The sequence below is a fragment of the Mesorhizobium sp. WSM2561 genome (genome assembly GCF_000513915.1).
In the GTDB taxonomy this organism is placed as follows: Bacteria; Pseudomonadota; Alphaproteobacteria; order Rhizobiales; family Rhizobiaceae; genus Mesorhizobium; species Mesorhizobium muleiense.
This window is the reverse complement of the sequence record NZ_AZUX01000019.1, coordinates 1-16,068: the sequence shown is the minus strand read 5'-3', so window position 1 is coordinate 16,068 and position 16,068 is coordinate 1. Positions and strand designations below refer to the sequence as shown.

Annotated in this window: 16 protein-coding genes and 1 other RNA gene; 9 read left to right on the top strand and 8 right to left on the bottom strand. The window is 63.4% G+C overall.

The window, feature by feature from the left end; genetic code table 11:
• Nucleotides 1-177: 177 nt before the first annotated feature.
• Together M727_RS0117460 and M727_RS0117455 are read right to left on the bottom strand one after the other, a co-directional pair.
• Nucleotides 178-375: a hypothetical protein gene (locus M727_RS0117460; protein WP_027153754.1), complete on the bottom strand. Its 198-nt coding sequence runs from the start codon at nucleotides 373-375 to the stop codon at nucleotides 178-180.
• Between the two features lie 113 nt (nucleotides 376-488).
• Nucleotides 489-995, bottom strand: coding sequence for a thioesterase family protein (locus M727_RS0117455; RefSeq protein ID WP_027153753.1), 507 nt, complete (start codon nucleotides 993-995; stop codon nucleotides 489-491).
• A gap of 97 nt (nucleotides 996-1,092) precedes the next feature.
• On the opposite strand from M727_RS0117455, the gene M727_RS0117450 reads away from it, so the two are divergent.
• Nucleotides 1,093-2,505 carry an FAD-linked oxidase C-terminal domain-containing protein gene (locus tag M727_RS0117450; RefSeq protein WP_027153752.1) on the top strand — a complete coding sequence of 471 codons (1,413 nt, stop codon included), beginning with the start codon at nucleotides 1,093-1,095 and terminating at the stop codon, nucleotides 2,503-2,505.
• A 93-nt stretch (nucleotides 2,506-2,598) separates the two neighbouring features.
• Nucleotides 2,599-6,609 carry an AsmA family protein gene (locus M727_RS0117445; RefSeq protein WP_027153751.1) on the top strand — a complete coding sequence of 1,337 codons (4,011 nt, stop codon included), beginning with the start codon at nucleotides 2,599-2,601 and terminating at the stop codon, nucleotides 6,607-6,609.
• An 18-nt stretch (nucleotides 6,610-6,627) separates the two neighbouring features.
• Here the strand turns inward: M727_RS0117445 and M727_RS0117440 are convergent, their stop codons facing one another.
• The 4 genes from M727_RS0117440 to M727_RS0117425 form a co-directional block, all read right to left on the bottom strand.
• Nucleotides 6,628-6,855, bottom strand: a complete 228-nt coding sequence (locus tag M727_RS0117440) for a ribbon-helix-helix domain-containing protein (RefSeq protein WP_027153750.1) — start codon at nucleotides 6,853-6,855, stop codon at nucleotides 6,628-6,630.
• Between the two features lie 20 nt (nucleotides 6,856-6,875).
• Nucleotides 6,876-7,121 carry a DUF4169 family protein gene (locus tag M727_RS0117435; protein WP_027153749.1) on the bottom strand — a complete coding sequence of 82 codons (246 nt, stop codon included), beginning with the start codon at nucleotides 7,119-7,121 and terminating at the stop codon, nucleotides 6,876-6,878.
• An 18-nt stretch (nucleotides 7,122-7,139) separates the two neighbouring features.
• Entirely contained in the window at nucleotides 7,140-7,673 is a 534-nt protein-coding gene (locus tag M727_RS0117430; RefSeq protein WP_027153748.1) for an SspB family protein, read from the bottom strand.
• Nucleotides 7,674-7,791: 118 nt separating this feature from the next.
• Nucleotides 7,792-8,481 (bottom strand): TetR/AcrR family transcriptional regulator, encoded by a 690-nt coding sequence (locus M727_RS0117425; RefSeq protein WP_027153747.1) that lies wholly within the window; start codon nucleotides 8,479-8,481, stop codon nucleotides 7,792-7,794.
• A 153-nt stretch (nucleotides 8,482-8,634) separates the two neighbouring features.
• Here M727_RS0117425 and M727_RS0117420 point away from each other — a divergent pair, with 153 nt between their 5' ends.
• Nucleotides 8,635-9,840, top strand: coding sequence for a multidrug effflux MFS transporter (locus M727_RS0117420; RefSeq protein WP_027153746.1), 1,206 nt, complete (start codon nucleotides 8,635-8,637; stop codon nucleotides 9,838-9,840).
• A gap of 148 nt (nucleotides 9,841-9,988) precedes the next feature.
• Here the strand turns inward: M727_RS0117420 and ssrA are convergent.
• Nucleotides 9,989-10,345, bottom strand: a transfer-messenger RNA (tmRNA) gene (ssrA, locus tag M727_RS40105).
• Nucleotides 10,346-10,516: 171 nt separating this feature from the next.
• Between ssrA and M727_RS0117415 the strand changes: the two genes are divergently transcribed.
• From M727_RS0117415 to M727_RS0117390, 6 genes are all read left to right on the top strand, one after another.
• The gene (locus M727_RS0117415) at nucleotides 10,517-10,828 is read left to right on the top strand and encodes a DUF2853 family protein (RefSeq protein WP_027153745.1); all 312 of its coding nucleotides are present in this window, start codon (nucleotides 10,517-10,519) and stop codon (nucleotides 10,826-10,828) included.
• 163 nt (nucleotides 10,829-10,991) lie between these two features.
• A complete protein-coding gene (locus tag M727_RS0117410; RefSeq protein WP_027153744.1) occupies nucleotides 10,992-11,786 on the top strand; it encodes a thymidylate synthase in 795 nt (264 codons plus the stop codon).
• Nucleotides 11,787-11,988: 202 nt separating this feature from the next.
• Nucleotides 11,989-12,783 carry a molybdate ABC transporter substrate-binding protein gene (modA, locus tag M727_RS0117405; RefSeq protein ID WP_198032653.1) on the top strand — a complete coding sequence of 265 codons (795 nt, stop codon included), beginning with the start codon at nucleotides 11,989-11,991 and terminating at the stop codon, nucleotides 12,781-12,783.
• 13 nt (nucleotides 12,784-12,796) lie between these two features.
• Nucleotides 12,797-13,501 (top strand): molybdate ABC transporter permease subunit, encoded by a 705-nt coding sequence (gene modB / locus M727_RS0117400; RefSeq protein ID WP_027153742.1) that lies wholly within the window; start codon nucleotides 12,797-12,799, stop codon nucleotides 13,499-13,501.
• Nucleotides 13,498-14,610: a molybdenum ABC transporter ATP-binding protein gene (gene modC, locus M727_RS0117395; RefSeq protein WP_027153741.1), complete on the top strand. Its 1,113-nt coding sequence runs from the start codon at nucleotides 13,498-13,500 to the stop codon at nucleotides 14,608-14,610. Before modB ends, modC begins: the two co-directional genes overlap by 4 nt.
• A gap of 87 nt (nucleotides 14,611-14,697) precedes the next feature.
• Nucleotides 14,698-15,039 (top strand): winged helix-turn-helix domain-containing protein, encoded by a 342-nt coding sequence (locus M727_RS0117390; RefSeq protein ID WP_023798788.1) that lies wholly within the window; start codon nucleotides 14,698-14,700, stop codon nucleotides 15,037-15,039.
• Nucleotides 15,040-15,066: 27 nt separating this feature from the next.
• On the opposite strand, the gene cobF is transcribed toward M727_RS0117390, so the two are convergent.
• On the bottom strand, nucleotides 15,067-15,840 hold the full coding sequence (gene cobF, locus M727_RS0117385) for a precorrin-6A synthase (deacetylating) (RefSeq protein WP_027153740.1): 774 nt from the start codon (nucleotides 15,838-15,840) through the stop codon (nucleotides 15,067-15,069).
• Between the last annotated feature and the right edge of the window lie 228 nt (nucleotides 15,841-16,068).

The following is a 16,068-nucleotide window of genomic DNA, read 5'->3' as shown; positions in this document are numbered from 1 at the left end:
CGCTGTCATCAATGGTTTCGCCAATTTGCGGGCGTTGCTGAAAGAGCGCCGAGGCTGCGGCAAGCTCCCTTCTCCCCGTCTCTATACGGGGAGAAGGGAGCGGCAGCCGGATGAGGGGCGGCGCAAACGCCCCAGAAAAATGCGACCGGAGGACGAGACCATTTCTTTCCGCACCGATCAGGCGTGGCCGCGCTTCATCCGTGCTTGCTTCAGGATGGCGCGCCAGCGGATCATGGCGAAAGGGATCGGCTCGTTGTTGTTGGCGATGGAAAAAATTTCGTAGTTGAGGTTCTTCAGCGAGCGCCAGAAATCATAGTCGCTGATGCGTGGGTCGGCCGCCAGCCTGTCCGCCTCGACCTTGATGTCGGTTTTCATGCAATTTCCCCGAACCGCTTCAGCCCCCGCCGCTCGTGCGGACGGTTTTCGAACGCCGCGCTGAGTCGTTCAACGCCTCAATTCGGCTTGTTCACGTTAAAACCCTGGTAAGGTTAACGGCGCTCTGACTGCGGCTCAAGCGTCTTGCGACGAATACCGATCGAACGGCCGGCGCGCTCAGGCATCGGCAGCGCCGCATGGGCGGCGCGCATGACTTCGACCTTGGCCAGGACATCGGCCGGGAAGGGCGCCACCTTCGGTCCGGACATGTCGACATGCAGCGACAATGATTCGGACGTGGCGGCGAGCCAGCCGTCGACATGACGGATTTCCTGGTAGGCTCTCAGCCGCTTGTCATCATGGTCGAGGAGTTGGAACGAGACATCGACCTTGTGGTCGAGATGCAGCTCCCTGACATAGCAGACATGGACTTCCGCCGTGTAGATGGTCAGCCGGCGCTGCTTCGCGTAATCCAGCCCCATCCCCATCATTTCGAACGCTTCGTCGGAACAGCGGTCGAACAGCACGTTGTAATAGGCCATATTGAGATGGCCGTTATAGTCGATCCAGTCTTTTTCGATGGCCATGGGAGCAGAGGCGAAGGGGACGGCGGTGGACATCGAAACTTCCTTCTGGCTGGACAGGACGTGGTTGGTGAGACTACCCATCCATAAGTCCATATCAAGGGTGGACACTGGTCCATTCGCGGAGGAATAGATGGCTCTGAGCGACCTCAATCCGGTCGAGCGCAACGAGGAAGGAATCGCCGCGGTGCTCGGCATCCTCAAGCAGCGGCTCGGCGAGCGGTTCCAGACCGGGCAGGCGATCCGCGCCCAGCACGCGCATACCACCACCTACATTCCAACCCAGGCGCCGGACGGCGTGGCATTTCCGGAGACGACGGCGGAGGTGCAGGAGATCGTGTCGGCCTGCGCCGCGCACCGCGTGCCGGTGATCGCCTTCGGCGTCGGCTCCTCGCTGGAGGGCCACACCAACGCGCCGGGCGGCGGGATCTCTGTCGATACGTCGCGGATGAACCGCATCCTCGCGGTCAACCCGCAGGATCTCGACTGCACGGTTGAGCCCGGTGTGACGCGCGAGGATCTCAACCGGCACCTGCGCGACACCGGCCTGTTCTTTCCGATCGATCCGGGCGCCAATGCATCGCTCGGCGGCATGGCGGCGACGCGGGCGTCGGGCACCAATGCCGTGCGTTACGGCACGATGCGCGAGAATGTATTGTCGCTGACGGCGGTGATGGCCGACGGCGAAACGGTGACGACCGGCAAGCGCGCAAAAAAGAGCTCGGCCGGCTACGATCTGACGCGGCTGCTGATCGGCTCCGAAGGCACGCTCGGCATCATCACCGAGCTGACGCTTAAGCTGCAGGGCATTCCGCAGGCGATTTCCGGCGGCGTCTGTCCGTTTTCCAGCGTGGAGGCGGCCTGCAACGCGGTGATCGCGACAATCCAGATGGGCATTCCGGTGGCGCGCATCGAACTGGTCAATGCGCTGCAGATGCGGGCGATGAAGAGCTATTCGAAACTCGACTATCCCGAAAGCCCGTGCCTGTTCGTCGAATTCCATGGCAGTGATGCCGGCGTTGCCGAGCAAGCCGAAACCTTCGGCACGATCGCCGAAGAATATGGCGGCGGACCATTCCTGTGGACCAGCGTCGCCGAGGAGCGGACGAAGCTGTGGAAGGCCAGGCACGACGCCTATTGGTCGTCGCTGACGCTGCGGCCGGGCGCCAAGGGGCTGTCGACCGACGTCTGCGTGCCGATCTCGCGCTTTGCCGAATGCGTCACGCAAACCGAGGCCGACATCGCCGAGATGGGGCTGATCGCGCCGATCGTCGGCCATGCCGGTGACGGCAATTTCCACGTGCTGGTGCTGATGGACGCGGACGATCCGAAAGAAATCGAGCAGACGGAAGAGTTTGTCGCCCGGCTGAACATGCGGGCGATCGGCATGGATGGAACCTGCACCGGCGAGCACGGCATCGGACAAGGCAAGATCGGCTTCCTGCGCCATGAACTCGGCCACAGCGTCGACATCATGCGCACGATCAAGCAGGCGCTCGATCCCCTTGATATCATGAACCCTGGGAAGATATTGCCCGCCGACTAGAGCCTTTGCTCTTGGGGCGATCGATTTGCCTCTTTATCGACACGCTGATGCGGCTAGAGTGCGGCTGATTTTCAATCAACTGCTTGGGGGTTGATGCTCGCACGCTTGTTCGTGATCTTCGGTGGCTTTTTCGTGCTGGTGCTGTGTGCGGCGCTGGTGGTGCCGTATTTTATCGACTGGACGGGCTACCGGGCCGATTTCGAGCGCGAGGCGAGCGCCATTCTGGGCCGCAAGGTCACCGTTCAGGGCGATGCAACGGCGAAATTGCTGCCGTTTCCCTCGGTGACCTTCTCGAATGTCACTGTCGCCGGCGGCCCCGGCGGCCGGCCGGCAATGACCGTCGAGACCTTTTCGATGGATGCCGAACTGGCGCCCTTCCTGAGCGGCGAGGTGCTGATCTTCGACATGCGGCTGGTGCGGCCGAAGGCAACGATCGACATTGCCGCCGACGGCACGGTCGACTGGGCGATACGCCCGTCCTCGCCCTACGATCCCAGCCAGATCTCGATCGAGAAGCTGACGGTGACCGACGGAGAGATCGCGCTGCGCCATGCCGCCGGCGGCCGCAGCCATCTTCTTTCCGAGATCAATTCGACAATTTCTGCCAGATCGCTGGCCGGACCCTGGCGGATGGATGGATCGCTGCGGCTCGACGGCCTGCTCAGCACGGTCGTCGTCTCCACCGGCAAGGCTAGTGGCGACGGACAGTTGCGGCTCAGGCTCAAGGCCGATCCAGACGCCTATCCGCTGGTCATCGAAGCGGATGGCAATGCCGGCATTGTCGATGGGGCCGCGATCTATTCGGGCCAGTTCAAGGTCACGAGTTCTGACAAGAATGGCGCCGACAAGCGTTTGGCGCAGCTTGACGGCACCGACGGTGAGAAGGCCAGCGCCGGCAAGCCGGAACCGGGGTTCAGGCTGAACGGCAAGTTCTCGCTCGACCACCGGAAGCTTGGCGTCGACGAATTCCGCTTCGAGACCGGGCCACTCGACAATCCCTACACCGCCGACGGCAAGGCTGCCGTCGACCTTGGGCCGAACCCTCGCTTTTCAATCGAGGCCGATGGCGCTCAGGTGCAGTTCGATGAAGCCGTCGGCGCCGCGACCGGACTGACGCTGTCAGAGCGCGTCGCGGCGTTGGAGCAGGCGCTGCTCGCCCTGCCCAAGCCGACCATACCGGGCACCGTCGAGGTGAAGCTGCCGGCGGTGGTGGCCGGCGACACGACGGTTCGTGACGTGCGCCTTTCCGCCGAGCCGGCCGATGCCGGCTGGTCGGTGAAGTCGCTGGGCGCGACGCTCCCGGGCCGCGCCAGGCTGGAAGCAAACGGCATGCTCAGTCTCGAGGATCAGTTCGGCTTCAGCGGTTCGCTGCTTCTGGCCGTGGGGCAGCCTTCCGGCTTCGCCGCCTGGCTGTCGAAGGATGTCGACGAGGCGATCCGCCGGCTTCCGGCCGCCGGCTTCAAGGCCAAGGTCGACCTGACCGGTAACCGCCAGGCCTTCAGCGACCTCGAACTCGTTCTCGGCAAGGCGAAATTTTCCGGCCGCATCGATTCCAGCCAGGGCGAAGACGCCAGGCCGTCGGTTCTGATGCGGCTCGACGGCGGCGAGCTCGACGTCGACGGGCTCGCCGCCTTCGCCTCGATCTTCATCAGCGACAAGGGCACCAACCGATTTTCCGACCGCGACCTCGATTTCCAGATCAAGGCCGGGCCGGTCAGCGCCGGCGGACTGACCGCCGATACGGTCGATACGGCGCTCAGGCTGCGCGACGGGCTGCTTGAAATCGACCGTCTCTCGGTCGGCGGACTTGCCGGCGCCTCGATCAGCGCCACCGGCCGGATCAAGGATTTCCCAGCGAGCCCGACCGGCAAGCTCGATGCCTCGGTGGTCGCCGTCGATCTCAAGCCGTTGGTCGATGTCGCGGCGAAGCACTATCCCGACAATGCCGTGCTGAAAGGGCTGGCGGGGCGTGTCGCCGCCTATCCCGAGCTGTTGCAGAATGCGCGCATCGATCTGGTGACAAGTGCCGCCGCCAATGGCGACGGCACGACGGGACTGGCGGTCAGCGCGCAAGGCAGGGCAGGCGGCTCGGCGTTTTCAGCATCGCTGTCCGGCAAAGGACTGGCCGATCGGCTTCTCGAGGCGCCGGTGTCGGTGACCCTCAACGCCAGGAATACCGACGCCACCGCGCTTCTGGCGCTTTACGGCCTGCCGGCGCTGCCGCTCGGCATGCTTGGCGAGGCGACCACTGATGTTTCGGCGAAAGGCACGCTTGGCGGCGGCATGGCGACGAGCTTCAACCTGACCGGCGACGATTTCAAAGCCGGTTTCGACGGGACGATCGCCAGCGCGCCACAAGGCGCCACCGCCAAGGGCAAGATCAGCCTGGAAGCCGCCGACATCGAGCCGTGGCTGATGACGACAGGCGTCGGACTGCCGGGCCTGGGGACAGGCATGTCGACTTGGCTTGCGGCCGACGCCGACTTCGGCAACGGCCTTCTGGTGCTGTCCAGCCTCAGCGGCGCCATCAACGAGGCTGCGGTTTCCGGTGACCTCAATGTCGGCATCACCGACGGGCTGCCGCATCTTGCCGGCGCGCTGGCGCTCGATGATCTGGATCTCGACCCGATGGCGATGGCACTGTTTGGCGACCAGGCCTTTCTGGGCTCCGGCAAGGCTTGGCCGGCCGCCCCATTCAGCCAGAAACCCATCCTGCCGTTCACCGCTGAACTCGACCTGACCACGGCGTCGCTGGTCGCCGGCCCGTTGGCCACGGCCTATGACGCGGCGCTTTCGCTGAAGCTCGACCACGAAGGCATCCGCGTTTCCGACCTCAAGGCAAAGTTCGCCGGCGGCGCGCTTTCCGGACTGTTCGAGCTGAAGAACAATGACGGCACTGGGTTTTTCTCCGGCCAGCTGAAACTTGCCGGCGCCGATCTGGCCACCGTGCTGCCCGAGACTGGCATCAGCGGAACCGGCGATTTCTCGGCGGCGCTCTCGACCAGTGGCAAATCGGTCGATGCGATGGTTGCGGCGCTGTCCGGTTCCGGCACGGCGGCGCTGAAAGGTTTGACCATTGCCGGCGTCAATCCCGACGCCTTTGGCGCCTTCATCGCCAAGGCTGACGCCATTGGGCGCGATATCGACGCGGCCAAGACCGCCGGCTTCGCGCCGCAGATCGCCGCGGATGGCAGTTTTCCGGCTGGGGATGCCGACATCGCCTTCACAATCGCCGGTGGCACGCTGAGGGCGCCGCCGGTCAATCTTGAAAATCCGGCGGCGACGCTGTCGGCCGACATCACGGCGGACCTGAAGGCCAGCATGGTCGCTGCCATTGGTTCGATCACTTATCGGCCGGGCGACGAAGCGCTGGTCGGCTCCGATCCGACCGTGAATTTCAGCGTCGACGGGCCGTTCGGCGCCGCGAAGCGGCGATTCGACAGTGAGCCGCTGGCGCAGTTCCTGACCCAGCGCGCGCTGGAAAAGGAGCAGCAGCGGGTCGAGGCGATGCAGGCGGCGCTGCTTGAAAAACAGCGGTTGCGGCGCGAGGTGCGTTACTACGCGGCCCTGCAAGCCGAGCGCGACAGGGCAGCCGAAGAATTGCGCAAGCAGCAGGAGGCGGCGCGGCTGAAAGCCGAGGCAGATGCCAGGGCGAAAGCCGAAGCCGAGGCAAGAGCTCAAGCCGATGCGGAGGCGAAAGCCAAGGCGGATGCGCAGGCGAGGGCTGAAGCCGAGGCTAAAGCCAAGGCCGAGGCGAAGGCGAAGGCGAAGGCTGAAGAGGAGGTCAAAGCCAAGGCGGATGCCGAGGCCAAGGCTAAGGCGGATGCCGAAGCGAGAGCCAGGGCGGCGCAACAAGCGGCGGACGAGGCAGCGAAGGCCGAAGAACAGCGACGCCGGAAAGCGGAAGAGGCGAGGCGGACGGAAGAGGCGAGGCGGATCGCTGCGGAACAAAAGGCAAAGCTCGACGCCGAGCGCAGGGCCGCCGCTGAGCAGGCGCGTCAGCCGCCGGCCAATGACAACCCGCCGCCATCAGGACCCGCACCAAAACCCACGCTTGAACCCTCGTCGATCGACAAGCTGCTGAAGTCGCTGGGCGGCGGATAGCTCGCCTAGACATCCGAACTAGACCGGATTCATTCCTCGCTTCGCCCAATCCAGGACGTAGAGCCTGAGCGCCGAGGACAGGTTGGCATCGCGCGGCCGGGCCTCGTCGATTTCGGCGACGAGGGCGGCGAGAGTCAGTTTGCGCGCGGCGGCGATGGCGACGAGATCGTCGAAAAACGGCTTTTCGAGCGAATAGCTGGTGCGATGGCCGCGAATGGTCACCGAGCGTTTCTCGACCGGGCTCACCGGACCTGACTCATTTCACTTCAAGCATCGGACTTATCCGAAAACGGCGCCACATTTTTCGGTCTGACAGCCGCGGAATCCGCATCGCCCGAGGGTTCGCGGCGATGGCCGGCGACAAATTTTTCTGCCTTGTCGGCGATCGAACGGTCACGCTCCCGGTCGGCCTTGGAGCGGCCGTGCAGCGTCCGGTTCTGTTCGGCCAGGCGCTCCTGCTCGGCTCGTGCCTTCTGCTTGCGGGCCTGGCGGAGGTTGACGATGTCGGCCATGTCGCGCGGCCCGTCGGATCACTTCTTGCGGAAGGCGTCGAGCGACACCACTTCGGCGCCCTTGGCGGCGGCGTCGGCTGCGGCAGGCTTCTTTTCGGCCTCAGCGGTCTTCTTCTTCTCGGGCTTTTTCTCGGCGACGACGGCCAGCGGTTCGGAAGCGGGCTTGCCGGCCAATTCCCCTTCTGCCGAGGTCTCCGTCTTCACGTCGAATTCGAGCTCGAAATTGACGGAAGGGTCGTAAAAGCCGCGCACGGCCGAGAACGGGATTTCCAGCTTTTCCGGCACGTCGGAGAAAGACAGCCCGACCTCGAAGCCGGTGTCGGTCACCTTCAGGTCCCAATACTGGAACTGGATGACGATGGTCATCTGTTCAGGATAGCGCTCGCGCAAGCGGGAAGACACGCGCACGCCGGGGGCGCCGGTCAGGAAAGTGATGAAGAAATGATGGTTGCCGGGGAGGCCGGTGCGCGCGACTTCGGCCAGGACCTTGCGCATGACGCCGCGCAGTGCCTCCTGGGCCAGAATGTCGTAGCGAATGTGGTCGTCGGCCATGTCGCTGTCGGGTTCCGTTGAATCGTCCGCATAGCTGTAATCAAGCTTGAGCGCGGCGTAAACCGGATATAGATGCCGGCAGCACAGATGCGAGAGGACATGCCTCAGATTTGATCGCTTAGGCGCCAGCGAGCGCGCTGCGCTTTTGCGCATCGGCCGCCGGCTGCCGCTTGGCGAAGGCGCGCAGGAAGGTGCGCACGCCATGTGTCGCGGATTGCAGCACTTCATCATCGGTCGGCGTGCCGCCGAGCATGAAGGTCGTCTGCAATTCGGCATTGGCGAGGGCCTGGAACTGGCGCGCCGCGACATCGGGGTCCTCGATGTCGAGGAAACCGGCATGGGCGAGGCGGGCGAAACGGGCGGCGATCGCCGGCCATGTCCTGCCCGGTCCCTGTTCGCGCCATTCGGCAAACAGCTCGGGATAGCGCTCGCCCTCGGTCTGGATCAGCTTGCGCAGGAACTTTCCGTCGCGGCTGCAGATACAGTTGCGGGTCATGCGCACGGCGAAGGCGATCAGATCGGCCTCGAGATCCTTCGGCTGGTCGGGAAAGGTTGAAATGGTGGCGAAGATGCCGGCATTGCAGCGCTCGGTGAGGTCGCGGACGATGGCGACGAAGAGTTTCTCCTTGTCGCCATGGTGGTTGTAGATCGTCTGGCGCGAAACGCCGGCCTCGGCGGCAATCATGTCGATATTGGCGCCGGCGAAGCTTTCGCGGCAGAACACCTCGCCGGCAGCGTCCATGATCGAGGCGCGCTTTGCCTCATGGCCGCGTGGCGGGATGCTGTCAGGAGAAACGTCGTGCTTCATGAAAACTATATAGAAGTGATTGACGAATTAGACAAGAGTGTCTAAATTTATGGACTTAGCTTTAGAGGAATTCCCTCCGCAGGAATTCCACGGGATGGGACGTCCCAGGATTACACGCCGGTCGGCAAACCAGATTGAAAGAAGCCCGCTATCATGAATCCCCAATTCCTCCGCATCGCGGTTGTGCTCGGCCTGTTGTCGGCCATCGGTCCGTTCGCCATCGACATGTATCTTCCGGCGCTGCCTTCGATCGGCGCAGATCTGCAGGCCAGCACCGCTGCCGTGCAGATGAGCTTGCTGATCTTCTTTCTGTCCATGGGTTTTGGCCAGATCGTCGTCGGACCGATCTCCGACATGGTCGGGCGCAAGCTGCCGCTCTATGGCGGCCTCGCCCTGTTCATGGTCGGCGGCATCGGCTCGGCGCTGGCGCCCTCAGTCGAATGGCTGATCGCCTTCCGTTTCCTGCAAGGGCTCGGCGCCAGTGCAGGCATGGCGGTGCCGCGCGCCATCGTGCGTGATCTGCACACCGGCACCGAAGCTGCCAAGCTGATGTCACTCCTGATGCTGGTGTTTTCGGTGTCGCCGATCCTGGCGCCGCTGACCGGCAGCGTCATTATCGAGAATTTCGGCTGGCGTGCCGTGTTCTGGACGGTGACGGGTGGGGCGGTGCTCGCCACCATCCTGCTGGCGACCTCGCTCAAGGAGACGCGGCCGGTCGAAGCGCGTGCAGGCAGTTCGTTCGGCACTGCGCTGTCGGCCTACCGCTTCCTGATCGGCGACCGCAACTTCCTTGGCCTGGCGGCCATCGGCGGCTTCGGGCTGGCGAGCTTCTTCGTCTATCTGTCGAGTTCCTCCTTCATCCTGATAGAGCACTACGGGCTGTCGCCGTCGGTCTACAGCGTGTTCTTCTCGATCAACGCGGTCGCCTTCATCGGCATGTCGCAATTGACGGGAACGCTGTCCGAAAGGTTCGGGCTGAGGCCGGTGGTGCGGTTCGCGGTGGCCGGCTATGCGACGACGATGGTGGTGCTGTTTGCGGTGATGGCGTCCGGCGTCGACCGGCTCGACGTCATGGCGGCGCTGCTGTTCGTCGGCTACGGGTTTCTCGGCCTGGTGATCCCTGCGACTTCGGTGCTGGCCATGGAGGAGCATGGCGCGATCGCCGGCACCGCCTCGGCGCTGATGGGCACCCTGCACTTCGCCATCGGCGCGGTCGCCATGGGCATCGCCGGGGTGTTCTTCGACGGCACGCCGCTGCCTATGGCGGCCGGCATCATGCTTTGCGCGGTGATCTCGTTCACGCTGGCTAAGGTGACGCTCGGCCGCGGACGGCAGGTTGTCGAAGCGCCGGCAGAATAGATGCTTTCCAGTGAGAGCAATGAAAAAGGCCGGGTCAGTCCCGGCCTTTTTCACGTCTGGGCGCGGCGCCGCGGCCAGCAAGCCTGCTGCCGTCACAGTATCGAGGTGAGATGGGGATCGGAGGGAAAGTTGGAATCGAAGCAGGAGAAGTGGAGGTTTCTGTTGCCAGGTACCTCCGAACCCCGCCTAGAAGTGCGAACCACTAGGGCTTGATTTGAAGCTATCGCACCGCTTACGCGGCGAGACGTGCTTCCGCATAGTTGTCGTTGGCAACTATAAGTTCAGCCCGATAACGGTGGTACAATGCCGGGCAAAAGTACGATCTTTACACCTTCGTCGATCCTATTTCGCCCCCAGCAAAAGCCGCTCTTCGCAGAGCGGTTTTTGGTGGAGGCGCCGGGTACCGCCCCCGGGTCCGAACGGCTTATTTCATCGCCTGTTTATCGCCATAGTCGGTCGAGCCGACGAAACAGATATAGGGACCGATCGTGAAAAATGAAAGGCCTCAATGATGCTTTGTCCGCTGTGTCAAACAGCATCGCCAAAGGCTTGACTTGTCAACGCTCTCAACCGAAGCTTCGCGGCGGTGAGGAGTTACCGACTAGCGCACATTTTGCGGCAGCGCGCCACAACCCTCATCGACTGGATCCCGTGGCGCCGACGAGGGGAAAATTCGATGGCCGATTATCTCGCAGACGTGAAGAAGTACGATGCCGCGGCGGATGCCGACGCGGTCGCCAAGGTCGTTAAGCATTTGGGCATTGCGCTCAGGAATCGGGATTCCTCGCTGGTCTCCTGCACGGATCCCGACGAACTCGGTCGCGTCAAGGCCAGCTGGGTTGCCAAAAAGCTCGGCGTCGACGACGGCAGCAAGGCGGACGCCGCCATCGAAACGACCTGCAAGGCGATGGAGGCCGACAACACCAAGAGCCGCGTGACCTTTTATTACCTGGTCGCCAAGGAGCTGGGCAAGCTCGCCAGCCTCTGAGGATTATCCTGCATCAGGCAATCCTGCATCAGGCGGAATGCTGGCGCGATTTCCGCGCCGGCTATTATGCAGTCGCCTGCTCGGACATTCTGCACTTTGACATATTCGGCCGGCAGCCAGTCGGTTATGATTGCCTAACCCGAATCGAGCCCCCGAATAGCCGATGCGCCAATATCTGGACCTCCTGAAGCACGTTCTGGAAAACGGCGCCGATCGTGGTGACCGCACCGGCACCGGAACGCGCTCGGTGTTCGGCTACCAGATGCGCTTCGACCTCGCGCGCGGCTTTCCGGTCACCACCACCAAGAAGCTTCACCTGAAGTCGATCGTGCATGAACTTCTGTGGTTCCTGGCCGGCGACACCAATATCAAATATCTCAACGACCACGGCGTCTCGATCTGGGACGAATGGGCCGACGAGAATGGCGACCTCGGCCCGGTCTACGGCAAGCAATGGCGCTCCTGGCCGGACGGCCATGGCGGCACCATCGACCAGATTGCCAATCTCTTGAGGGAGATACGCAAGAATCCTAATTCCCGACGGCTGATCGTTTCGGCGTGGAACCCGACCGAAGTGGAAGCCATGGCGCTGCCACCCTGTCATTGCTTGTTCCAGTTCTATGTCTCGGAAGGCAGGCTCTCCTGCCAGCTCTACCAGCGTTCCGCCGATATCTTTCTCGGCGTGCCGTTCAACATCGCTTCCTATGCACTGCTCACACTGATGGTGGCGCAGGTCACGGGGCTGAAGCCCGGCGATTTCGTCCATACGCTGGGTGACGCGCATCTTTACGCAAACCATTTCGAGCAGGCGCGCGAACAGTTGCAGCGCACGCCCAAGGCGCTGCCGACGCTATGGATCAATCCGGAGGTGAAGGACCTTTTTGCCTTCCACTTCGAAGATTTCCGGCTGGAAAACTACCTCGCCGATGCGACGATCAAGGCGCCCATCGCGGTGTGAGCCGCAACATCGGGCTTTTTGCTTTGTCTCAAATTGCTCGCCGGTGCTGTGTCGTCCGCCCGCGAGCGGTGGCGGTGCCATGCAATGCCGTCGGCGGGCCATTGGGCCAAAGTCTGGCAAAAAACCTTCTCTTGTTATATTCAGGCGGATATATCGACTGGCAGGGTCGCGCCGATCGGATTTCAAGCCCCGGGAGAGTTTCATGCTGGTGCGCAACGGTTTTGGATTGAAGGCGGCCGCCATTGGCGGTCTTGCGATATTGATCGCCGCCATGCCGGTTGCCCATGCCGATGACGGGCTGATCGTCTTTGCCGCCGCAAGCATGAAGAACGCACTGGATGCAGTGAACACCGCCTGCGCCGCCGATGTCGGCGAGGCGGCGACCATTTCCTATGCGGCAAGCTCCGCATTGGCCAAGCAGATCGAGGGCGGCGCGCCGGCCGATGTCTTCATCTCGGCCGACCGCGACTGGATGAACTATCTGTCCGACAAGAAGCTGACCAAGCCTGATACCGAAGTGAAGTTGCTCGGCAACCAGATCGTGCTGGTGGCGCCGATGAATTCGACGGTCGAAACCAGGATCGAAAAGGGTTTTGATCTTGCCGGACTGATCGGTGACGGCAGGCTTGCGATGGGCGATTTCAAGGCTGTGCCGGCCGGCAAATATGGCAAGGCGGCGCTTGAATCGCTCGGCGTCTGGTCCTCGGTCGAAGACAAGTTGGCACAGGCCGAGAATGTGCGCGCAGCGCTCAAGCTGGTCTCCACAGGTGAGGCAGCGCTCGGCATCGTCTACGCCACCGACGCGCATGCCGAGCCCGGCGTCAAGGTGATCGGCACCTTCCCGCAGGATTCGCACCCGCCGATCGTCTACCCGGTTGCCCAGATCGCGGATTCGAAGGACAAGCATGCGTCGGCATTCCTAAAGTGCCTGCAATCCGCCAAGGCAGGCGACCTCTTCAAGGCGCAAGGTTTTACGGTCCTCACGCCGAGCAACTGAGGCACGCCAAAAGATGGATTGGTTGCTGGACCTCACTCCCGACGAATGGAACGCGGTCCGGCTGTCGATCAAGGTGGCGACAGTGGCGATGGTCGCCAGCCTGCCGCCCGGCATATTGATCGCGCTTGTGCTTGCCCGTGGCCAATTTTGGGGCAAGACGCTGCTCAACGGGCTGGTGCATCTGCCGTTGATCCTGCCGCCGGTGGTTATCGGCTATCTGCTGCTGCTCTCCTTCGGCAGGCGCGGCCCGGTCGGGGCGTTTCTGGCCGAGCATTTCGGCATTGTCTTCTCCTTTCGCTGGACGGGTGCCGCATTGGCCTGCGCTGTCATGGGCTTTCCCCTGATGGTGCGGGCGATCCGGCTGTCGATCGAGGCGGTGGACCGCAGAATCGAGGCGGCGGCCGGGACGCTTGGCGCCAATCCGTTGTGGGTGTTCGGGACGATCACGCTGCCGCTGATCCTGCCCGGCCTGATTACCGGCGCGATCCTGTCTTTCGCCAAGGCGATGGGCGAATTCGGCGCAACGATCACTTTCGTTTCCAACATCCCCAACCAGACGCAGACGCTGCCGTCGGCGATCTACACGTTCACGCAGGTGCCGGGCGGCGATGCCGGCGCGCTCAGGCTGACGCTGATCTCGATCGTCATCTCGATGGCAGCACTTGTCGCATCGGAGGTGCTGGCGCGGCGCGTCGGCAGGCGGATGGATATCGAATGACGGTCGTCGTCGACATCAGCCATCGGCTCGGCGACTTCGAGGTCGACGCCCACTTCGAGAGCGCCGGGCGGCTGACCGCGCTGTTCGGGCCCTCGGGCTCCGGCAAGACGACGCTGATCAACATGATTGCGGGCCTGATCCGGCCGGACAAGGGGCGGATCGAGGCCGACGGCCGCGTGCTGGTCGATACGGATACGGGTCGGTTCGTGCCGAAGCACAAGCGCCGCATCGGCATGGTGTTCCAGGACGCGCGGCTGTTTCCGCATATGAGCGTGGCCAGCAATCTGCGCTACGGCCGCTGGTTCACGCCGACGGCCGAACGCTATGCGGACATCAATGCGGTGGTCGACCTTCTCGGCATCGGTGCTTTGCTCGACCGGCGGCCGGCAAAGCTTTCCGGCGGCGAGAAACAGCGCGTGGCGATCGGCCGGGCGCTGCTCGCCAGCCCGAAACTGTTGCTGATGGACGAGCCGCTGGCTTCGCTCGACGAGGCCCGCAAGGCAGAAATCCTGCCTTATATCGAGCGGCTGCGCGACGAGACGAAAATTCCGATCGTCTATGTCAGCCATTCGGTCTCAGAGGTCGCGCGGCTGGCAAGCGACGTCGTTGTGCTGGCGCAAGGCAAAGTCGCTGCTTGCGGCCCGACCGGGGCGATCATGCAGCGGCTCGACCTGTTGCCGGCGGAGGAGCGCGGCGAGGGCGGCGCGGTGCTGGATACCGCGGTGCTGCGCCACGACGATGTCTTTGGCATGACCGTGCTCGGCTCGGTGGCGGGCGAGATCCGCGTGCCGCTTCTGGCAGTGCCGGTCGGCGCGCCGATGCGCGTTCGCATCCGTGCCCGCGATGTGATGATCGCCACCGAACAGCCGACGGGTCTCAGCGCGCTCAACATCCTGCAGGGCACGATCGTGACGATGGCGCCGGGCGAGGGCCCCGCGGTCGAGATCGGCATCGACTGCCATGGCGCAACCGTGCTTGCCCGGATCACCGAGCAATCGCGACAGACGCTGAAACTCCGGCTTGGTCGAGAGGTCTACGCGGTGGTCAAGACGGTTAGCTTCGACCCGGCGAATATGAGCGCCGGCCTGCCAGTCGAGGCGGATGGATGACCCGCGGATGATGGTCGCTATATCATTTTGGAATAGCGGTAGCGCCGAAGAGCTTCTAGGATGGATGGCGGGACTGCGGAGGAGAGAATGCCGTCGCTGAGCTTGCGGATAAATCTCGATCCAGAAGGGCGCATCGGGCCGGGCAAGATCGAGCTTCTGGAGCAGATCGCCGCCTTCGGCTCGATCTCGGCGGCGGCGCGCGGCATGGAAATGTCCTACAAACACGCCTGGGATCTGGTCGAGGACATGAACCGGGTGTTCGGCAAGCCGCTGGTCGCGGCGCAGACCGGTGGCAAAAAGGGCGGCGGCGCCCAGTTGACTCCGGCGGGGCTTGCGGTGGTCAGCCGCTTTCGCGCCATCGAACGGGCAGCGGCTTCCGCGGCGGCGGCGCATTTGGAAGCTTTACAGGCGGAGATCGATGCCGGGTGAGGTCGGTGGAACCTGTATTGGCGGAGCCTACTCCTCCGGCTCGCCGGGCTTGCGCAGCAGATAAGTGTCCATGATCCAGCCTTTTTTCCGACGCGCCTCGTCGCGGGTCCTGACGATCTCGTCGCCGACGTCGCCAAGGCGGCCGGAAATGAGGATCTCGTCGGGCGTGCCGAGATAAGCGCCCCAGTGGATAAGGAGGTCGTTGTCGTCCAGCGTGTTGAAGGCGCATTTGCCGTCCAGCATGACGACGGTGCTGCCGGCATTGTCGGGCAAGCCTTCCTCGGTGAGCCGGCGGCCGGTGGTGATCTGAACCGCATCGCCGATGCGGTTCAGCGCCATCTTGTGGCTGGCGGCGAGCGCCTGGACGGCAGTGATGCCGGGGATCACCTCGAGCTCGAACGCGACATTGCCTCTCATGCGCACCCGCTCCAGGATGCGCAGCGCGCTGTCGTAGAGCGAGGGATCGCCCCAGATCAGGAAGGCGCCGCAGCCATCTTGCGAAAGCTCGTCGCGGATCAGGCTTTCATAGATCGCGGCGATCGCCTCGTGCCAGTCATCGACGGTCGAGCGATAGGAGGGCGTTGGCTCGGCCCGCACCGGCACGTCGAATTCGACCCGGCGCGAGTTTGGATTGGTGACGAACCGGTCGCAGATCTGGCGGCGCAGTTCTGCGAGATCGTTCTTTCTGGCGCCCTTGTCGGGAATGAACAGCACGTCGGCGCGGTTCAGGCCGTCGACCGCCTGCACGGTCATGTGGTCGGGATTGCCGGCGCCGATGCCGATGACGAGAAACTTGCGCATGGGCGATCTCCTGCCCGATCGGAACGTCGCTGTCCAGACTGGCCGGCAGGTGGACATGGCATGTGCGCAAGCGCGGAAGGGCTTTGAAACTCCACATTGAAACGGCTAGAGCGACGTGCGTCCACTTGGACGCACAAAGTACGCTCTTGCACCTTGAATCGTCGCATCGTGCTTTCCGAAAATCGATTCCGATTTTCGGGCCGATGCGATAGAGCGACGTGCGTCCAC

Coding starts and splice junctions, on each gene's coding strand:
- M727_RS0117460 (WP_027153754.1), bottom strand. CDS start 375: ATGAAAACCGACATCAAGGTCGAGGCGGACAGGCTGGCGGCCGACCCA.
- M727_RS0117455 (WP_027153753.1), bottom strand. CDS start 995: ATGTCCACCGCCGTCCCCTTCGCCTCTGCTCCCATGGCCATCGAAAAA.
- M727_RS0117450 (WP_027153752.1), top strand. CDS start 1,093: ATGGCTCTGAGCGACCTCAATCCGGTCGAGCGCAACGAGGAAGGAATC.
- M727_RS0117445 (WP_027153751.1), top strand. CDS start 2,599: ATGCTCGCACGCTTGTTCGTGATCTTCGGTGGCTTTTTCGTGCTGGTG.
- M727_RS0117435 (WP_027153749.1), bottom strand. CDS start 7,121: ATGGCCGACATCGTCAACCTCCGCCAGGCCCGCAAGCAGAAGGCACGA.
- M727_RS0117430 (WP_027153748.1), bottom strand. CDS start 7,673: ATGGCCGACGACCACATTCGCTACGACATTCTGGCCCAGGAGGCACTG.
- M727_RS0117425 (WP_027153747.1), bottom strand. CDS start 8,481: ATGAAGCACGACGTTTCTCCTGACAGCATCCCGCCACGCGGCCATGAG.
- M727_RS0117420 (WP_027153746.1), top strand. CDS start 8,635: ATGAATCCCCAATTCCTCCGCATCGCGGTTGTGCTCGGCCTGTTGTCG.
- M727_RS0117415 (WP_027153745.1), top strand. CDS start 10,517: ATGGCCGATTATCTCGCAGACGTGAAGAAGTACGATGCCGCGGCGGAT.
- M727_RS0117410 (WP_027153744.1), top strand. CDS start 10,992: ATGCGCCAATATCTGGACCTCCTGAAGCACGTTCTGGAAAACGGCGCC.
- modA (WP_198032653.1), top strand. CDS start 11,989: ATGCTGGTGCGCAACGGTTTTGGATTGAAGGCGGCCGCCATTGGCGGT.
- modB (WP_027153742.1), top strand. CDS start 12,797: ATGGATTGGTTGCTGGACCTCACTCCCGACGAATGGAACGCGGTCCGG.
- modC (WP_027153741.1), top strand. CDS start 13,498: ATGACGGTCGTCGTCGACATCAGCCATCGGCTCGGCGACTTCGAGGTC.
- M727_RS0117390 (WP_023798788.1), top strand. CDS start 14,698: ATGCCGTCGCTGAGCTTGCGGATAAATCTCGATCCAGAAGGGCGCATC.
- cobF (WP_027153740.1), bottom strand. CDS start 15,840: ATGCGCAAGTTTCTCGTCATCGGCATCGGCGCCGGCAATCCCGACCAC.